Source organism: Stenotrophomonas sp. SORGH_AS_0282, assembly GCF_030818125.1.
GTDB classification, from domain to species: domain Bacteria; phylum Pseudomonadota; class Gammaproteobacteria; order Xanthomonadales; family Xanthomonadaceae; genus Stenotrophomonas; species Stenotrophomonas rhizophila_A.
In genome coordinates this window covers 3,107,816-3,123,987 of sequence record NZ_JAUTAB010000001.1, presented here as the reverse complement: position 1 = coordinate 3,123,987, position 16,172 = coordinate 3,107,816, and the positions used below count along the sequence as shown (strand labels likewise).

The 16,172-nt window shown below is 67.7% G+C and carries 18 protein-coding genes; 13 read left to right on the top strand and 5 right to left on the bottom strand.

Annotation, left to right across the window (positions count from 1 at the left end):
• From QE395_RS14055 to QE395_RS14045, 3 genes are read left to right on the top strand one after another with little or no spacing between them, the layout of a single operon-like run.
• Window positions 1-321: a YbaB/EbfC family nucleoid-associated protein gene (locus tag QE395_RS14055; protein ID WP_095363678.1), complete on the top strand. Its 321-nt coding sequence runs from the start codon at window positions 1-3 to the stop codon at window positions 319-321.
• A 2-nt stretch (window positions 322-323) separates the two neighbouring features.
• Entirely contained in the window at window positions 324-920 is a 597-nt protein-coding gene (gene recR / locus QE395_RS14050) for a recombination mediator RecR (RefSeq protein WP_093533261.1), read from the top strand.
• 34 nt (window positions 921-954) lie between these two features.
• Window positions 955-1,314 carry a histidine triad nucleotide-binding protein gene (locus QE395_RS14045; protein ID WP_306989677.1) on the top strand — a complete coding sequence of 120 codons (360 nt, stop codon included), beginning with the start codon at window positions 955-957 and terminating at the stop codon, window positions 1,312-1,314.
• Window positions 1,315-1,344: 30 nt separating this feature from the next.
• Here QE395_RS14045 and QE395_RS14040 read toward each other — a convergent pair whose 3' ends face one another.
• Genes QE395_RS14040 through QE395_RS14025 form a run of 4 tightly spaced genes read right to left on the bottom strand, consistent with a single transcriptional unit; the run spans window position 1,345 to window position 5,715 of the window.
• Window positions 1,345-1,869 carry a Slp family lipoprotein gene (locus QE395_RS14040; RefSeq protein WP_068849617.1) on the bottom strand — a complete coding sequence of 175 codons (525 nt, stop codon included), beginning with the start codon at window positions 1,867-1,869 and terminating at the stop codon, window positions 1,345-1,347.
• Window positions 1,866-3,812 carry a transglutaminaseTgpA domain-containing protein gene (locus QE395_RS14035; RefSeq protein WP_306989675.1) on the bottom strand — a complete coding sequence of 649 codons (1,947 nt, stop codon included), beginning with the start codon at window positions 3,810-3,812 and terminating at the stop codon, window positions 1,866-1,868. The genes QE395_RS14040 and QE395_RS14035 overlap by 4 nt, the downstream gene beginning before the upstream one ends.
• On the bottom strand, window positions 3,805-4,719 hold the full coding sequence (locus tag QE395_RS14030; RefSeq protein WP_306989673.1) for a DUF58 domain-containing protein: 915 nt from the start codon (window positions 4,717-4,719) through the stop codon (window positions 3,805-3,807). The genes QE395_RS14035 and QE395_RS14030 overlap by 8 nt, the downstream gene beginning before the upstream one ends.
• 42 nt (window positions 4,720-4,761) lie before the next feature.
• Window positions 4,762-5,715 carry a MoxR family ATPase gene (locus QE395_RS14025; RefSeq protein WP_306989671.1) on the bottom strand — a complete coding sequence of 318 codons (954 nt, stop codon included), beginning with the start codon at window positions 5,713-5,715 and terminating at the stop codon, window positions 4,762-4,764.
• A gap of 40 nt (window positions 5,716-5,755) precedes the next feature.
• On the opposite strand from QE395_RS14025, the gene QE395_RS14020 reads away from it, so the two are divergent.
• Window positions 5,756-7,597 carry a glycosyltransferase family 39 protein gene (locus QE395_RS14020; protein WP_306989669.1) on the top strand — a complete coding sequence of 614 codons (1,842 nt, stop codon included), beginning with the start codon at window positions 5,756-5,758 and terminating at the stop codon, window positions 7,595-7,597.
• A 15-nt stretch (window positions 7,598-7,612) separates the two neighbouring features.
• Here the strand turns inward: QE395_RS14020 and QE395_RS14015 are convergent, their stop codons facing one another.
• A complete protein-coding gene (locus QE395_RS14015; protein WP_306989667.1) occupies window positions 7,613-8,185 on the bottom strand; it encodes a Maf family nucleotide pyrophosphatase in 573 nt (190 codons plus the stop codon).
• A 102-nt stretch (window positions 8,186-8,287) separates the two neighbouring features.
• On the opposite strand from QE395_RS14015, the gene QE395_RS14010 reads away from it, so the two are divergent.
• From QE395_RS14010 to QE395_RS13970, 9 genes are all read left to right on the top strand, one after another.
• Window positions 8,288-8,797 (top strand): YceD family protein, encoded by a 510-nt coding sequence (locus tag QE395_RS14010; RefSeq protein ID WP_068849627.1) that lies wholly within the window; start codon window positions 8,288-8,290, stop codon window positions 8,795-8,797.
• 109 nt (window positions 8,798-8,906) lie between these two features.
• Window positions 8,907-9,104 carry a 50S ribosomal protein L32 gene (rpmF, locus tag QE395_RS14005; RefSeq protein ID WP_068849629.1) on the top strand — a complete coding sequence of 66 codons (198 nt, stop codon included), beginning with the start codon at window positions 8,907-8,909 and terminating at the stop codon, window positions 9,102-9,104.
• A gap of 66 nt (window positions 9,105-9,170) precedes the next feature.
• Window positions 9,171-10,148, top strand: a complete 978-nt coding sequence (locus QE395_RS14000) for a beta-ketoacyl-ACP synthase III (protein WP_068849631.1) — start codon at window positions 9,171-9,173, stop codon at window positions 10,146-10,148.
• Window positions 10,149-10,211: 63 nt separating this feature from the next.
• A complete protein-coding gene (locus tag QE395_RS13995; RefSeq protein WP_095363684.1) occupies window positions 10,212-10,994 on the top strand; it encodes a serine/threonine protein phosphatase in 783 nt (260 codons plus the stop codon).
• Between the two features lie 117 nt (window positions 10,995-11,111).
• Window positions 11,112-12,056, top strand: coding sequence for an ACP S-malonyltransferase (fabD, locus tag QE395_RS13990; protein WP_095363789.1), 945 nt, complete (start codon window positions 11,112-11,114; stop codon window positions 12,054-12,056).
• Window positions 12,057-12,132: 76 nt separating this feature from the next.
• Window positions 12,133-12,876: a 3-oxoacyl-ACP reductase FabG gene (gene fabG / locus QE395_RS13985; protein WP_093533269.1), complete on the top strand. Its 744-nt coding sequence runs from the start codon at window positions 12,133-12,135 to the stop codon at window positions 12,874-12,876.
• Window positions 12,877-13,029: 153 nt separating this feature from the next.
• Window positions 13,030-13,269 carry an acyl carrier protein gene (gene acpP, locus QE395_RS13980; protein WP_068849637.1) on the top strand — a complete coding sequence of 80 codons (240 nt, stop codon included), beginning with the start codon at window positions 13,030-13,032 and terminating at the stop codon, window positions 13,267-13,269.
• 136 nt (window positions 13,270-13,405) lie between these two features.
• Window positions 13,406-14,668 (top strand): beta-ketoacyl-ACP synthase II, encoded by a 1,263-nt coding sequence (gene fabF, locus QE395_RS13975; RefSeq protein ID WP_068849639.1) that lies wholly within the window; start codon window positions 13,406-13,408, stop codon window positions 14,666-14,668.
• Window positions 14,669-14,754: 86 nt separating this feature from the next.
• A complete protein-coding gene (locus tag QE395_RS13970) occupies window positions 14,755-16,110 on the top strand; it encodes an aminodeoxychorismate synthase component I (protein ID WP_306989664.1) in 1,356 nt (451 codons plus the stop codon).
• The last annotated feature ends 62 nt before the right edge of the window (window positions 16,111-16,172 follow it).

Sequence of the window (16,172 nt, the reverse complement as noted above, 5' to 3'; positions counted from 1 at the left end):
ATGCGCGGCAACATCGCCCAACTGATGCAGCAGGCCCAGAAGATGCAGGAAAACCTGCAGAAGGCCCAGGAAGAACTCGCCAAGCTGGAAGTCACCGGCACTGCCGGCGGCGGCATGGTCAGCGTGACCCTGACCGGCGCCAAGGAGTGCCGCAAGGTGCGCATCGATCCGTCGATCCTGTCCGATGCGGAAATGACCGAAGACCTGGTCGTGGCCGCCTTCAACGACGCCTCGAACAAGATCGATGCCGAATCCAAGAACCGCATGGGCTCGGCCACGGCCGGCATGCAGCTGCCGCCCGGCATGAAGCTGCCGTTCTAAGCGTGAGCCTGCCCCTGCTCGAACAGCTGATCGAGGCCTTCCGGGTACTGCCCGGGGTGGGTCAGAAGACCGCCCAGCGCATGGCCTACCACGTGCTGGAGCGCGAGCGCGAGGGCGGCAAAAAGCTGGCCGAGGTCCTGGCCAAAGCGATCGAACGCATCGGCCATTGCGCGCAGTGCCGCGATTTCAGCGAAACCGAAATCTGCGCGGTGTGCGCCAATGGCAGCCGCGAACGCCAGCAGCTGTGTGCGGTGGAATCGCCGGCCGACCGGCTGGCCATTGAAACCGCCACCGGGTTCCGCGGCGTGTACTTCGTGCTGCAGGGGCGGCTGTCGCCGCTGGACGGCGTCGGCCCGCGCGAACTCGGCCTGGACCAGCTGGAAGCACGGCTGGGGCAGGGCGAGGTGCAGGAGCTGATCATCGCCACCAGCGCCACCGTCGAAGGCGAGGCCACCGCGCATTACCTGGCGCAGCTGGCGCGCGCCCACAAGGTGCGGCCCAGCCGGCTGGCGCAGGGCCTGCCGCTGGGTGGCGAGCTGGAATACGTGGACCGCGGCACGCTCTCGCACGCGTTCGGCACCCGTACCGAAGCAACCTGACCACCGGCGTTGCCGGCAACCTTCAAGGTGACCCATGTCTGAAGACACCCTGTTCGGAAAGATCATCCGCCGCGAAATTCCGGCCACCATCGTCTACGAGGATGACGAGGTGCTGGCGTTCAAGGACATCGCGCCGCAGGCGCCGGTGCACGTGCTGTTCATTCCCAAGAACGAAGCCATTCCCACGCTGGATGACGTGCAGCCCTCGCAGGCGCACCTGATCGGCAAGCTGGCGCTGGCGGCGGCAGAGTACGCACGCCGCGAGGGCTTCGCTCAGGATGGCTACCGCATCGTCATGAACTGCCGCGAGCACGCAGGGCAGACGGTGTTCCATATCCATCTGCACCTGTTGGCCGGCGCGCCGTTGGGGCAGTTCGGTACGCCGAGTGCATGAAAAAAAAATCGCCCCGAAGGGCGATTTTTTTTACCACCAACCCCAGCCGCGGTAGCCCCAGCCGGGACCCCAACCCGGGCCCCACGGGCCATACGGATAGACCGGCACCACATCCACCTGGCGCTGTTCCGGCCACAGGTAGATCACGTCGGCTTCCAGCTTGGGCAGGCGGTACTCGTAATCGCCGATGCGGGTGTTCTCGTAGCCGGCAATCTTGCCGATGAAGGTCACGTCGCGGCCTTCCTCGAACACGGCCGGGTCGTAGAAGCCGGCACGGCAGGCCACGAAGCGGCCATCGCTGGCGTCATTGGAGCTGGTGTTCGGGCGGCCGCTGCCATTGAGCGGGCGCGACAGCAGCTGGAAGCAGGTCTGGCCCTGGCCCGGGGTGGTTTCGATGATGCGGCCGCCCCAACGGACCGGCGTGCCCACCTGCTGGGTGGCGACCGAATCGCGTGGGCTGACCACGCTGAACTGCCCCTGCAGCGGTTTGGGGGCCGTGGCACAGGCGGCCAGCGCCAGCGACGCGGCAAGGGGAAGCAGGATCTTGACGTTCATGAGGTTGCTCCGGTGGACGGGCGATGCCTGTGCAGGTCACGCACGAGTGAAGGGTCGAGCTCAGCGCCAGCGTAGCGCGCGTGAACGAAACGCTGGCTGAGCGGAATCAACGCCGGGTCGGGGCGTTGCCGGTGGACGCGCTGCGCCCACTCCGTGGCGGTTTCCGCAGGTTCCCGGGCCAGGCCATGCCGCGCGTAACGCCGCCCCAGCCGGTGCCAGGCCCGCAGCAGGGGATCGCGCTCGCGCTCCCCGCGGGCCAGCAGCCATGCCATCCAGCCTAGCGCGGCGCCTGCGAAGGCAATGAAAATGCCAACCAGCTGCGCCGGCTCCAGCTTGTCGATGCCAAGGGGACGCAGCAGCTGCTGCTGGCGGTTGGCGTCGAAGGACAGCACCAGGTCGTTCCAGCCCCGGCGCAGGAAATCGCCCACCTGGCCCAGCTGCAGCCAGCGGCCTTCCAGGGTGGTGCCGGCGCCGTCGCCCAGGCGGTCTTCCAGGGTGTCATAGATGCGCTCGGGGGCAACCGCCGCGGTCGGGTCCACCCGTACCCAGCCGCGCTGCGGCAGCCACACTTCGGCCCAGGCATGGGCATCCATGCGCCGCACCACGTAGTAGTTGCCGTAGGGATTGCGCTGGCCGCCGGCAAAGCCGGTGACCACCCGTGCGGGAATGCCGGCGTTGCGCATGAGCACCACGAAGGACGAACTGAAGTGCTGGCAGTAGCCGGCCTGCTGGTCGAACAGGAACTCGTCCACGCTGTGCCGGCCCGGTGCCGGCGTTGAAAGCGTGTAGGCGAAGCGCGAGCGGATCCAGTCCAGCGCCCGCGCCACGATGGCGGCATCGTTGCTGCCCGCCTCCTGCCGCCACTGCCGGCCCAATGCCGCCGTGCGCGGATTGAGGTCGGGCGGCAGCTGCAGCGCCAGCTGGCGCTGGAACGCGCTGAGCGGCTCGGTGTACGCCGCCGCCGGTGCCGACTGCAGGCGCCAACGGGTGAGTGCCGACAGGTTGCGATCGCTGCGCAGGCTGTAGGTGCCATCCAGCGTGGTGCCGGCCGGTGCCTGCAGGGGCAGGTCCAGCGCCACCAGCTGGCGGCGATCGGTGGGCTCGTAATCGATCTGGTAGTCCCAGCTCGCCGCGCCGCGGGTCACCGGCGGTGGCGGGCGTCGCTCGCTGTAGGGATCGCGGTCCCAGCGCCGACCGTCGAACCGGGTCATCACCGGGCCGCGCCAGTAGCGCTGCTCAGGCGGGGGCGCGGCGCCGATGAAGCTCACCCGCAGCGCGGTGGCATCATCGGCCATCAGGTCCAGCCACTCGGAAGGTTCCATGTGGTCAGACAGGCCGGGCTTGCCCACCGCGCGGTCCGGCAGCCCCCACAGCGGCTCGCTCAGTCGCGGGAACAGCCAGAAAGCGGCCAGCGCCAGCGGCAGGCCCAGCGCCACCAGCTTGCCCACCCCGCGCATCTGTTCGGCCAACGCGGCGCCGGGCGCATGCCCTTCCGCGCGCGCCAGGCGCTGCAGGGTGAGCAGCGTGGCCAGCGCCGCCATTACCGCCAGGCCCATTGTCAGCGGGCCCTGGTCGAGCAGGAACGCAGCGAACGGGGCGAACAGCGCAAAGCCCAGCAGGCTGCGCGCATCGCGCAGGCTGCGCAGCTCGCTGGATTTCAGTGCCAGCATCGCCGCCAGCAGCGCACAGCCGGTATCGCGGCCCGGGCGGGCGCCCATCTGCCAGTAGATCGCGGCCAGCATGCCCAGCACCAGCAGCACGCGGACCGGGCCGGGCAGCACGCGTTGCCCGGACACCAGTGCGGTGAGCACCGCCGCTACGGCGAACACGCTGGCCAGCAGCGGCGGCAGCTGCAGCAGCAGTGGCACCAGGGCCAGCGCCGCGCTGGCCAGGGTCCAGCGGCGGGCGGCGGGGGACAGCAGCGGGGCGGAAGGGTCAGCCATGCGGCATCAGCGCCAGTGCGCGTTGGCAGAGGTGGTGGTGGCTGCTGCCCTGGCCAGGACCCAGCGCCGGTTGGCCGGGGAGCTGCAGCGTGTAACGGCGGCCCTCGCGTTCGGCCAGGTCGACCCAGCGCGCCAGCCGCGAGATCTTCATTTCGAGCGGCAGCGGACCCATCTGCCGCCAGTCCAGTAGCACATCCACGCCCAGCGGCCTCTCGTACTCGCGTACCAGCAGCGTGTCGCGGCGTGCGGAGTGCTTCCAGGAAATGCTTCGCTGCGGGTCGCCCGGCCGGTAGGGGCGCAGCTGGTGCAGTTCATCGCCACTGGCATGCACGCGGGTGTGCAGCGGGTCGCCATCGCCCTCGGGCAGCGGCGGTGGCTGCTGCTCGGGCGCGGCGTAGACCAGCAACGGCGTGTCCGGCCACACCCATGACCATGCCCGCACCAGCCCCAGCGGCTGGGTGGTGGAAATGCGGATGCGGTCCACGTCCAGCCAGCCGCGACGCGTGGTGGGCAGCAACAGGTCCACTTCGATCTGGTCGGTATCCACCAGGTGCCCGTAGCCCTGGCTGTCGCCCAGCGCCAGCACCAGGCCGCGGCGCACGCGCGTATCGGCACGCGACAGGTTGATGCGCAGGCGCAGCGTGGCGCCGGCCACCACCGGTTCGGCGGACACCGCATCGATCTGCAGGCCCGACAACTGCAGGTGCGCGCTGAGCGCGCTGGCAACGGCCACCGTGGCCAGCAGTAGCGCCAGCAGCAATGCCGGGTTGTTGTTGTAGTTCAGCGCGCCCATCAGCATCGTCCCCAGCAACAGGGCCACGAACAGGCCGAAGCGGGTCGGCAGCACGTAGATGCGGCGGCGGTCCATGCGGCGCGGCAGGCTCTCCGGCTGCCGTGGCCGGGCCATCAATACCAGCCTGCGCCAGCGGTCTCCCCAGCCGCTGCGCACTCAGTCCACCGGAACGGTCTGGAGGATGGCGCGGGCCAGCGCCGGTCCGGTGCTGGCCTCGGCTTCGGGTACCAGCCGGTGTCCGGCCACCGCGATGAACAGCGTCTGCACGTCTTCGGGCACCACGTGGGTGCGGCCCAGCAGCAGGGCATGCGCCTTGGCCGCACGCAGCAGCGCCAGTCCCGCGCGCGGCGAAAGGCCGACCCGCACGCCGGCGTGCTGGCGGCTGCGCGCCAGCAGTGCCTGTACGTATTGGATCAGCGCTTCGCTGGCATGCACCTGGCTGACCGCCTCGCGCAGGGCACGCACCTGGTTGTCATCCAGGCAGGCGGTGGCCTGTGCGATCAGGTGGCGGCGGTCGGTGCCGCGCAGCAGCTCGCGTTCGGATTCGGGGTTGGGATAGCCCAATGCAAGCCGTAGCAGGAAGCGGTCCAGCTGCGAATCGGGCAGCGGGAACGTGCCCGAAAGATCCACCGGGTTCTGGGTGGCGATCACGAAGAAGGGATCGGGCAGTGGATGGGTCACGCCATCAAGGGTGACCTGCTGCTCGGCCATCGCCTCGAGCAGCGCGCTCTGCGTACGTGGCGGCGCGCGGTTGATTTCATCGGCCAGCAGCACATGCGTGAAGACCGGGCCGGGATGGAACTGGAACTGGCGACTGGCGGCCTCGTAAACCGAGACGCCGAGCACATCGGCGGGCAGCAGGTCCGAGGTGAACTGCACGCGCTGGAAGCCCAATCCCAGGCTGGAGGCCAGCGCGTGGGCCAGCGTGGTCTTGCCCAGGCCGGGCAGGTCCTCGATCAGCAGGTGGCCACCGGAGAGCAGCGCGACAAATGCCAGGCGGACTTCATGGGCCTTGCCCAGCACCAGCCCATTGACCTGGTCCTGCGCGTTGCGCAGGGACTGTCGCAGTTCTTCGGGTAGCATGGCGGGCACGCGGGGCGAAGTATCCATGTTCGTCTCGTGTCGATGATTCCTTCGATTCTATAGAGCAATGCAGGGCGAACAACGCGCACGCACAATTTTTTTGGTGTTGTGGACGCTCATCACGGCCGTCAAGCTCGTGGTGGCCGCGCGTCTGCCCTTGTTCGTGGACGAAGCGTTCTATTGGCAGGAAGGCCAGCACCTGGCCGCCGCCTATTCCGACCTGCCCGGGCTGACCGCCTGGCTGGCGCGCCTGGGCGTGGAGCTGGGCGGCAACCACGTGCTGGCGCTACGCCTGCCGTTCCTGGCGATCGGCGCGATGCTGCCGTGGCTGGTCTCACGCATCGCCACCCGCTGGTTTGGCGCGGTAGCGGGCTGGCAGGCGGGCAGCCTGACCGTGTTGATGCCCCTGTCGGCCACGCTGGGCATGCTGGCCGTGCCCGATGTACCGATGGCGCTGGCGGCGGTGCTGTGCCTGGATGCCGGCGCGCGCCTGCTGCGCAACGTCGATGCGGCGGCGGCGGTGAAGCTGTCGTTGGGGCTGGTGATCGGCGCGCTGAGCCATTACCGCTTCATCGGCGTGATCGTGGTCGGTTTCATTGCCCTGCTGCTGTTGCCGCAAGGGCGGCGCACGCTGCGTGATCCGCGCGTGTGGGTCGCGCTGGCGGTGGGCGTGATGGCCTGGCTTCCGCTGCTGGCGTGGAATGCCGACAACCAGGATGCCGGCCTGAAGTTCCAGGTGGTCGAACGCCACCCGTGGGCATTCCAGTGGAGCGGCCTGTGGTTCCTGGTGATCCAGCCGATGCTGGTCACGCCGATCCTGTGCATCGCGATGTGGAAGGTGGCATTGGCCGGCACCCGTTCCGGCGGTGGCGCACGTGCGCAGTGGCGCTACTTCGGCCTGGTCGGTGCGGTGTCCACGCTGGCGATTTTCGCGCTGGGCTTCTTCACCGACGTGGAGCGCATCAGCTTCCATTGGCCGTTGCCTGGCTACCTGGCGCTGCTGGTGGCGGTGCCGGTGGTGCTCAATGGCTGGCCGCGCTGGTTGCGCCGGACCGGCTGGTGGCTGGCCGGCGCAGGGCTGGCACTGGCGTTCTCCTATTATCTGGTGGCCTCCAGTCCGGGCCTGCGCGAGCAGCTGGCCGGTGACAAGTATTACCCGCGCAATTTTGCCGGCTGGGCGCCGCTGGCCGATGAGGTGCGCAAGGAGCTGGCGGGCATGCCGCCGGGCACGCGCGTACTGGCCGGCAACTTCAAGGTAGGGGCCGAGCTTGGCTTCCAGCTGCGCGATCCCCGCATTGAAGTGCTGCGCCACCCGCTCAACGACAAGCACGGCCGCACCGCGCAGCTCGGCCTGTGGGGCCTGCTGCACGATGGCCAGCGCGATGCGCCGATGCTGCTGGTGCTGTCGCCCAGTGACCAGCGTTACCGCGACCTGCTGGAGCGCTACCACGACATCTGCGCGCAGGTGGGGCCGTTGCCGCCGCCGCGCGTGGTCAGCCAGGATCATGGCTACCAGCGCTTCCTGCTGTTCAAGCTGCCCGCACAGCGCATCGATGGCCCCTGCGTGACCCCGGCCATGGCCTGGGTGGATGCGCCCCTGCAGGATGAGAAGGTGGCCGGGCGCATGGACGTGCGCGGGTGGGCGTTCAAGGACGGGGTCGGGCTGTCGCGCGTGGCGCTGTCGATCGATGGCCAGCCGGTAGGCGATGCGGTGTACGGCCGCGCGCGTGACATCACGGCCGCGTGGAAGATCTCCACCGATCCCCAGCACCCGCACGTGGCCTTCGATGCCACGCTTGATACCCGCCAGCTCGCGCCGGGCAAGCATTGGCTGGGCATGACGCTGTATGGCAACGATGGCAGTGTGGAGCAGTGGCAGGAACAATCTTTCATCGTTCCGGCACGCTGATCGCCTGGATCGGCGTCAGGGCAGGGTGTAGCCGGCCTGGCGCAGCAGCCCGCCGAGGGCGATCAGCGGCAGGCCGATCAACGCGGTCGGGTCGCGGTTGTCGATCGCCTCGAACAACGTGATGCCCAGTCCCTCGCACTTGAAGCTGCCGGCGCAGTCCAGCGGCTGCTCGGCCGCCACGTAGCGGGCAATCTCGTCCGCGCCCAGTGCCCGGAAGCGGACCTCGGTCAGGTCGCAGGCCTCCAGCATCTGGTCATCGCGGACCAGGCAGATCGCGGTATGGAAGGCCACCGTCTGCCCGGACATCGCCGCCAGCTGCGCGTGCGCCCCCGGCACATCGCCAGGCTTGCCCAGCGGGGTCCCGTTCAGGTCCGCGACCTGGTCCGAGCCGATCACCCATCGCCCCGGGTGGCGGGCGGCCACCTCGGCGGCCTTGGCCCGCGCCAGCCGGACGGCCAGCGCACGCGGCGCTTCGCCCGGGACCGGGGACTCGTCCACCTCCGGCCGCGCCGTCTCCAGCGGCAGGCCCAGCCGTTCCAGCAGTTCACGGCGGTAACGGGAGGTGGAGGCCAGCAGCAGGGGAAGCATGCGACAATACCGGGGTGACAGGGGTGGGCGGCACTCTACCGCACGCCCTCGTGTCGCGGGTAATTGACAACCGCCGGCGGCATCCTTAACATTCAGCGGCTTATGTCCGCGAACGTGCCCGAATTGCTGGATGCCTGGCGGATGGTCGCAGCACGAAGGTGCTTCGACGGTCAGGTAGAACTGGCAGAAATGACCCGCCTGCAAGGCCTTGTTGCCGATACCGAGGGCAAGTGCACATTTGCGCTTGAATTCGGCCACGACGACATCCTGCGGGTATCCTATGTGGACCTGACCATCGATACCGCGCTGCCGCTGATCTGTCAGCGCAGCCTGCAGCGCTTCCTGCTGCCGGTGTCGGTCAAGCAGCGGCTCGGCCTGATCCGCAGCGAAGACGAAGAGTCGTCGCTGCCGGAAGAGTACGAGGCGATGCTGGTGCCCGAAGACGGCAGCCTGCGTCCGCTGGATCTGGTCGAGGACGAACTGGTCCTGGCCGTGCCGGTGGTGCCGCTGTCGCCCGAGGGTGAAGCGGTGGACCGGGACTGGGCACCGACCGAAGAAGAACAGAGCAAGGCCAATCCGTTCGCGGCATTGGCGGCGCTGAAGAAACAATAGCAGCCGGATTGTCGTCGGCGGCTGCGGCGAAAGCGAAGACTGTGCTGGGCGCTGGCGTCCTGCGCGACGATACGACGAAGCAAAAACGAACCGAGTTTGGAGCAATCCCATGGCTGTGCAGAAATCCCGTGTTACCCCGTCCCGCCGCGGCCAGCGCCGTTCGCATGACGCCCTGAGCGCCAAGCAGCTGTCCACCGACCCGACCACCGGCGAAGTGCATCTGCGTCACCACATCACTGCTGACGGTTTCTACCGCGGCAAGAAGGTGATCACGACCAAGTCGAACTCGGCCGTCGAAGAAGATTGATCTGTGTGAGGGCCGCTGCCCGGTCGGGCAGCGGCCTTTACCCTTTCTTCCGTTACAGGAAATGCAATGAGCAAGCGGATCTACTCGAGGATCGCGGGCACTGGTAGTTACTTGCCCGAAAAAGTGTTGACCAACCAGGATCTGGAGAAAATGGTCGACACCAGCGATGAGTGGATCCAGACGCGCACCGGTATCCGTGAGCGGCATATCGCCGCCGACACGGAAACCACCAGCGACCTCGGCTACCACGCCGCGGTACGTGCGTTGGAAGCAGCCGGTATCGACGCTTCCCAGCTGGACATGATCGTGGTGGGAACCACCACCCCCGATCTGATCTTCCCGTCCACCGCGTGCCTGATCCAGGCCAAGCTCGGTGCGAGCGGCTGCCCTGCCTTCGACGTCAACGCCGCCTGTTCGGGCTTCGTGTTCGCGCTGGGCGTGGCCGACAAATTCATTCGTTCCGGTGATGCCCGCCACGTGCTGGTCATCGGTGCGGAAACCCTGACCCGTATCGTCGACTGGAACGACCGCACCACCTGCGTGCTGTTCGGCGATGGCGCGGGCGCGGTGGTGCTCAAGGCCGACGAAGACACCGGCATCCTGAGCACCCACCTGCATTCCGATGGCAGCAAGAAAGAGCTGCTGTGGAACCCGGTGGGCGTCTCGGCCGGCTTCGGCGAAGGCGAGCAGGCCCGCGGCGCGATCCTGATGAAGGGCAACGACGTGTTCAAGTACGCCGTCAAGGCGCTGGACTCGGTCGTGGATGAAACCCTCGACGCCAATGGCATGACCAAGGCCGACCTGGACTGGCTGATTCCGCACCAGGCCAACCTGCGCATCATCGAAGCCACCGCCAAGCGGCTGGACATGTCGATGGACCAGGTCGTGGTCACCGTGGACAGGCACGGCAACACCTCCTCCGCTTCGGTGCCGATGGCGCTGGACGTGGCGGTGCGCTCGGGCAAGGTACAGCGCGGCCAGTTGCTGCTGCTGGAAGCCTTCGGCGGCGGCTTCACCTGGGGTTCGGCGCTGCTGCGTTATTAATACGTTAATCGGTTGACACGAAACGGCCCCGATGGGGCCGTTTTGCATTTCTGGAGGTGTGTCATGGTCGAACCCATTGTCATCGAGGGTCAGCGCGCCTGGCTGAAGCAGTACGGTGAAAGCAGCCGCGCGGTCGCGCTGGGCCTGCTCAATTTCGTGGCCAACCGCTTCCAGCTGGACGCGCTGCGCCCACCGCCGCACCGCGGCGGTGACGCCGCCCGGGAAACCGAAGCGCGGCGCCTGGCCGAACTGCAGGCGCAAGGGGTGAACGTGCCGCACGTGATCGGCAGCGGCCATGCCTCGCTCGTGCTGGGCGACAACGGCAGCTCCTTCAACACCTGCCTGCGCCAGGCCGACGATGCCGGCCGCGACGCACTGGTGTCGGCGGCGATGGAGGCCATCGTGGCCGCCCATGCCAAGGGCGCCTATTTCGGCCAGCCACTGCCGCGCAACCTGACCTGGGATGGCCGGGCCATCGGCTTCATCGATTTCGAGGAAGATCCGCTGGAAGTGATGGACCTGGCCCAGGCCCAGGCCCGCGACTGGCTGATGTTCGGTTATGGCGTGGCCAAGTACTACGAACACCGCCCCGAGCAGCTGCAGGCGCTGATGGCCGCGGCCATGGATGGCGAAGACGCCCCGGTGCTGGCGCATGCGCACGAGGTTTCCGGCCGGCTGCAGCGGCTGGCCCGCTACAGCATGAAGATGGGGCGCTCGGCGCGCGCGCTGGCGCACGCCATCGTGATCGTGCACGGGGCGACCACGCTGGGCATGTTGATGTTGGTGGCGATCTGCTTTGATTTCTTCAGCGATGGCGACCTGGACATTCTGCAACTGTTTGTTTGAGGGCGTGCCGACCAACGGTCGGCACCTGCCGGGGGCTGGTCAATACGCGCCAGTACAGACGAAGCGCGGTATTCCCCCTTATCATTCGCCGTTCGATTTTTGCAGGCGGAACTCCGCGTGACCGATTCCAATCTCGCTTTCGTGTTCCCCGGCCAGGGCTCGCAGTCGCTGGGCATGCTGGCTGAACTGGCTGAACTGCACCCGCAGGTGCGTGAAGCGTTCACCGAAGCCTCCGATGGCGCCGGCGTGGACCTGTGGGCGCTGTCGCAGGGCGGCCCGGAAGAGATGCTCAACCGCACCGAATACACCCAGCCGGCCCTGCTGGCCGCCAGCATCGGCGTGTGGCGTGCATGGCAGGCCGTGGGCGGTGCCCAGCCGGCCGTGCTGGCCGGGCACAGCCTGGGCGAGTACACCGCCCTGGTGGCCGCCGGCGCACTGTCGCTGCGTGACGGCGCGCACCTGGTGCGCCTGCGCGGCCAGCTGATGCAGGACGCCGCCCCGACCGGCGTGGGCGCCATGGCCGCCGTGCTCGGCGCCGAAGACGCCCTCGTCAAGGAAGTCTGTGAACAGGCCTCCGGCAGCCAGGTGGTGGTGCCGGCCAACTACAACTCGCCCGGCCAGATCGTCATCGGCGGCGATGCCGCTGCCGTCGACCGCGCCTTGGCGCTGCTGGCCGAAAAGGGCGTGCGCAAGGCCGTGAAGCTGGCCGTCAGCGTGCCCTCGCACACCCCGCTCATGCGCGAAGCCGCCAACCGCCTGCAGGAAACCATGGCTGGCCTGGACTGGCGCGTGCCGGCCTTGCCGGTGGTGCAGAACGTGGATGCCCGCGTGCACGACGGCATCGATGCCATCCGCACCGCCCTGGTCCAGCAGTTGTACCTGCCGGTGCAGTGGACCGGCTGCGTCGAAGCCCTGGCCGCGCGCGGCGTGACCCGCGTGGCCGAATGCGGCCCCGGCAAGGTGCTCAGCGGCTTGATCAAGCGCATCGACAAATCGCTGGATGCGCGCACACTGTCCACGCCCGCCGACTTCGAGACGGCCCGCGAGACCTGGGCCGCCTGATGACTTTCGACCGCGTTCGCCACGTGCCAGCCCCCGGGCCGGCGCTGCGGACCGGTCCCGTTCGAGGAAACTGAGCATGAGCAAGCCCCTTCAGGGTGAAATCGCACTGGTGACCGGCGCCAGCCGTGGCATCGGCGCGGCGATCGCCGATGCACTGGCCGCGCAGGGCGCGACCGTGATCGGTACCGCCACCACCGAATCCGGTGCTGCCGCCATCGGCGAGCGCCTGGCTGCCGCAGGTGGCCACGGCCGCGCGCTGAACGTGACCGACCCGGCCGCGCTCGAGGCCGTGCTGGACGGCATTGCCAAGGAATTCGGTGCCATCACCATCCTGGTCAACAACGCCGGCATCACCCGCGACAACCTGCTGCTGCGCATGAAGGACGAGGACTGGCAGGCCATCCTCGACACCAACCTGACCAGCGTCTACCGCACTTCCAAGGCCGTCATCCGCGGCATGATGAAGGCGCGCAAGGGCCGCATCATCAACATCGCCTCGGTGATCGGCGTGACCGGCAATGCCGGCCAGGCCAATTACGCCGCGGCCAAGGCCGGCATCATCGCCTTCTCCAAGTCGCTGGCCAAGGAAATCGGCTCGCGCGGCATCACGGTGAACGTGGTGGCGCCGGGCTTCATCGATACCGACATGACCAAGGCATTGCCGGAAGAACAGCGCACCGGCCTGGTCAAGTCGATCGCCCTGGAACGCCTGGGCGAGCCGTCCGACATCGCCAATGCGGTGGCGTTCCTGGCCGGTCCCTCGGCCAGCTACATCACCGGCGAAACCCTCCATGTGAACGGCGGCATGTACATGCCGTAAGCATGTGGTGCAGGGACTGCACCGCAAGTGGTTGATCCAAATGGAGTTTTGCAGCCATGCAAGGCCCCTGCGGTTTCCACTACACTATCCCACGGCCATCGCCATTTGATGGCGTCACTTTTTGAACCACTACTCCATCTGGAGCGATATCCAATGAGCACCATCGAAGAACGCGTCAAGAAAATCGTCGTCGAACAGCTTGGCGTCAAGGAAGAAGAAGTTGTCACCACCGCATCGTTCGTCGATGACCTGGGTGCCGACTCCCTGGACACCGTTGAACTGGTGATGGCGCTGGAAGAAGAATTCGAGTGCGAGATCCCGGACGAAGAAGCCGAGAAGATCAGCACCGTCCAGGCTGCGATCGACTACGTCAAGGCTCACGTCAAGGCGTGATGTCGGGCGGCTTGCGCGCGGTCGTGGTGCTTACCGCCACCGCGTGCAGCAAACCCATGGGGCCGCGCTTGCGGCCCTGTGCTTTTGAGCGTTACACCGCGTCAACCCCGCACTACCCGGGTCAGGAGAATCTGCAATGAAGCGTCGCGTCGTCGTTACCGGCATGGGCATGGTCTCGCCGTTGGGCAATGATCTGGCCACCAGTTGGAAGGGCATCACCGAAGGCCGTTCCGGCATCGGCCCGCTGACCAACGTTTCGCAGGCTTACCTGGACCGTTTCACCACCAAGATTGCAGGTGAGGTCAGGGACTTCGACATCACCGCCGACAACGAACAGTTCGGCAAGTTCCGGGTCAGTGGCAAGGATGCCAAGAAGATGGACCCGTTCATCCATTACGGCCTCGGTGCCGCCTTCATGGCCTTGAACGATTCGGGCCTGGAGATCACCGACGGCAATGCCGAACGCATCGGCGCCATCGTCGGCGCGGGCATCGGCGGCCTGCTGGGCATCGAGGAACAGACCATCGAGTTCCACGAGGGCAAGAAGATCTCGCCCTTCTACGTGCCCAAGACCATCATCAACATGCTGCCCGGCCAGCTGAGCATCATCACCGGGTTGAAGGGCCCGTCGTTCTCGGCGGTGTCGGCCTGCGCCACCTCCAACCACTCCATCGGTACCGCCATGCGCATGATCCAGTACGGCGATGCGGACGTGATGGTGGTGGGCGGCGCCGAGCGCGGCTCCTCGCCGACTGCACTGGGCGGCTTCTGCGCCATGAAGGCGATGAGCACCCGCAACGACGCCCCGGCCGAAGCATCGCGCCCGTGGGACAAGGAACGCGACGGCTTCGTGCTCGGCGACGGCGCCGGCATCCTGATCCTGGAAGAGTACGAACACGCCAAGGCCCGTGGCGCGCGCATCTATGCCGAGCTGGCCGGTTTCGGCGCCAGCTCCGATGCGTACCACATGACCGCCCCGAGCGAGAACGGCGAAGGCGCCGCCCGCTGCATGACCATGGCCCTCAAGGATGCCGGTGTTACCCCGGACCAGGTGGGCTACCTCAACGCGCACGGCACCTCCACGCCGCTGGGCGACCTGGGCGAAACCATGGCCATGAAGACCGCCTTCGGCGACCACGCCTACAAGATGATGGTCAGCTCCACCAAGTCGATGACCGGCCACCTGCTCGGCGCCGCCGGCGGCGTGGAAGCCATCTTCTCGGTGCTGGCGCTGCGCGACAACATCATTCCGCCCACCATCAACCTGCACGAAGCGGGCGAGGGCTGCGACCTGGATTACGTGCCCAACACCGCACGCGAGGCCAAGGTGGATGTGGTGATGTCCAACGGCTTCGGCTTCGGCGGCACCAACGGCACGCTGGTGTTCAAGCGCGTCTGAGCGCGCCACCCAACGTCACCGCACCAGGCCGCCATCTTGGCGGCCTTGGTGTATCTGGCCCCCGCACTTACTTTGGTTGCCCTGCCATGTTCCAGACCCGCCTGCTGCCCGACACCACCGACCTGCTTGCGCTGCAGCGACTGGCGCCGGAGCGTTACCCGCTGCTGATGGAATCCACCGCCTCGGGCACCGCGCAGGGCCGCTGGGACCTGTTGCTGATGGGCAACGGTGAATCGCTGGCGCTGCATGCCGATGGCGTGGTGCGCGACCACGACGGTGCGGTGCATGCGGGTTATTTCCTGGACGTGCTTGACGCGCATTGGCAAACGCTGCGCCTGCCGCGCGAAGAAACCACCCTCCCGTTCCGGGGCGGCTGGGCGCTGATGCTCGACTACGAACTGGCGGGCCAGATCGAAACCGTGCTCCACCTGCCGGCGCGCGCCGACGGCCTGCCCAGTGCACTTGCGCTTCGCTGCCCGGCCGCCGTGCTGCATGACCGCGTGCTCGGCCAGTTCCACGCCGTGTGCGAAACCGACCACGCCGCCCAGCTCGACACCCTGCTGCAGGACCTGACGGCGACCGCCACGCTGCCGCCGCTGCCGCAGTGGCAGCCACCGGCGCAGATGGAAGAGGACGCACCCACGCGCTTCACCGACGGCGTGGGCAAGGTCATCGACTACCTGCGCGCCGGTGACGTGTTCCAGGTAAACCTCTCGCGGCGCTGGGTCGCGCATTTCGATGAGGCGCTGTCACCGCAGGCGCTGTACGCGCAGCTGCGCGTGGCCAACCCGGCGCCGTTCGCCGGCCTGTTCATCGCGCAGGGCAGGGCAGTGGTGAGCTCCTCGCCGGAGCGCCTGGTCTCGGTGCATGGCGATGACGTGCAGACCCGCCCGATTGCCGGCACGCGCCCGCGCTTCGCCGGCGACGACGATGCCGAACGCATCCGCGAACTGGTCGGCCATCCCAAGGAGCGCGCCGAACACGTGATGCTGATCGACCTGGAGCGTAATGACCTGGGCCGCATCTGCACCGCCGGCAGCGTGGAAGTGGATGAGCTGATGAGCGTGGAAAGCTACGCCCACGTGCACCACATCGTGAGCAACGTGCGCGGCCGCCTGCGCCCGGGCGTGAGCCCCGGCCAGGTGATTGCCGCCACCTTCCCCGGCGGCACCATCACCGGCTGCCCCAAGGTGCGCTGCATGCAGATCATCGCCGAGCTCGAACAGACCGCGCGTGGCGCCTACACCGGTGCGTTCGGCTGGCTGAACCGCGATGGCGACCTGGACCTGAACATCCTCATCCGCACTGCCGAAGTCGCCGCCACCCACGCCGCCTTCCGCACCGGCGCCGGCATCGTGGTCGATTCGGATCCGGCCAGGGAGCTGGACGAAACCCGCGCCAAGGCCCGCGGCCTGATGCGCGCGCTCGGCCGCCAGGAATGAGCCAAGGTATGCTGTAGGGCGAACAAACCCGTAGAGCCACGCCCTGCGTGGCTGCACCACCC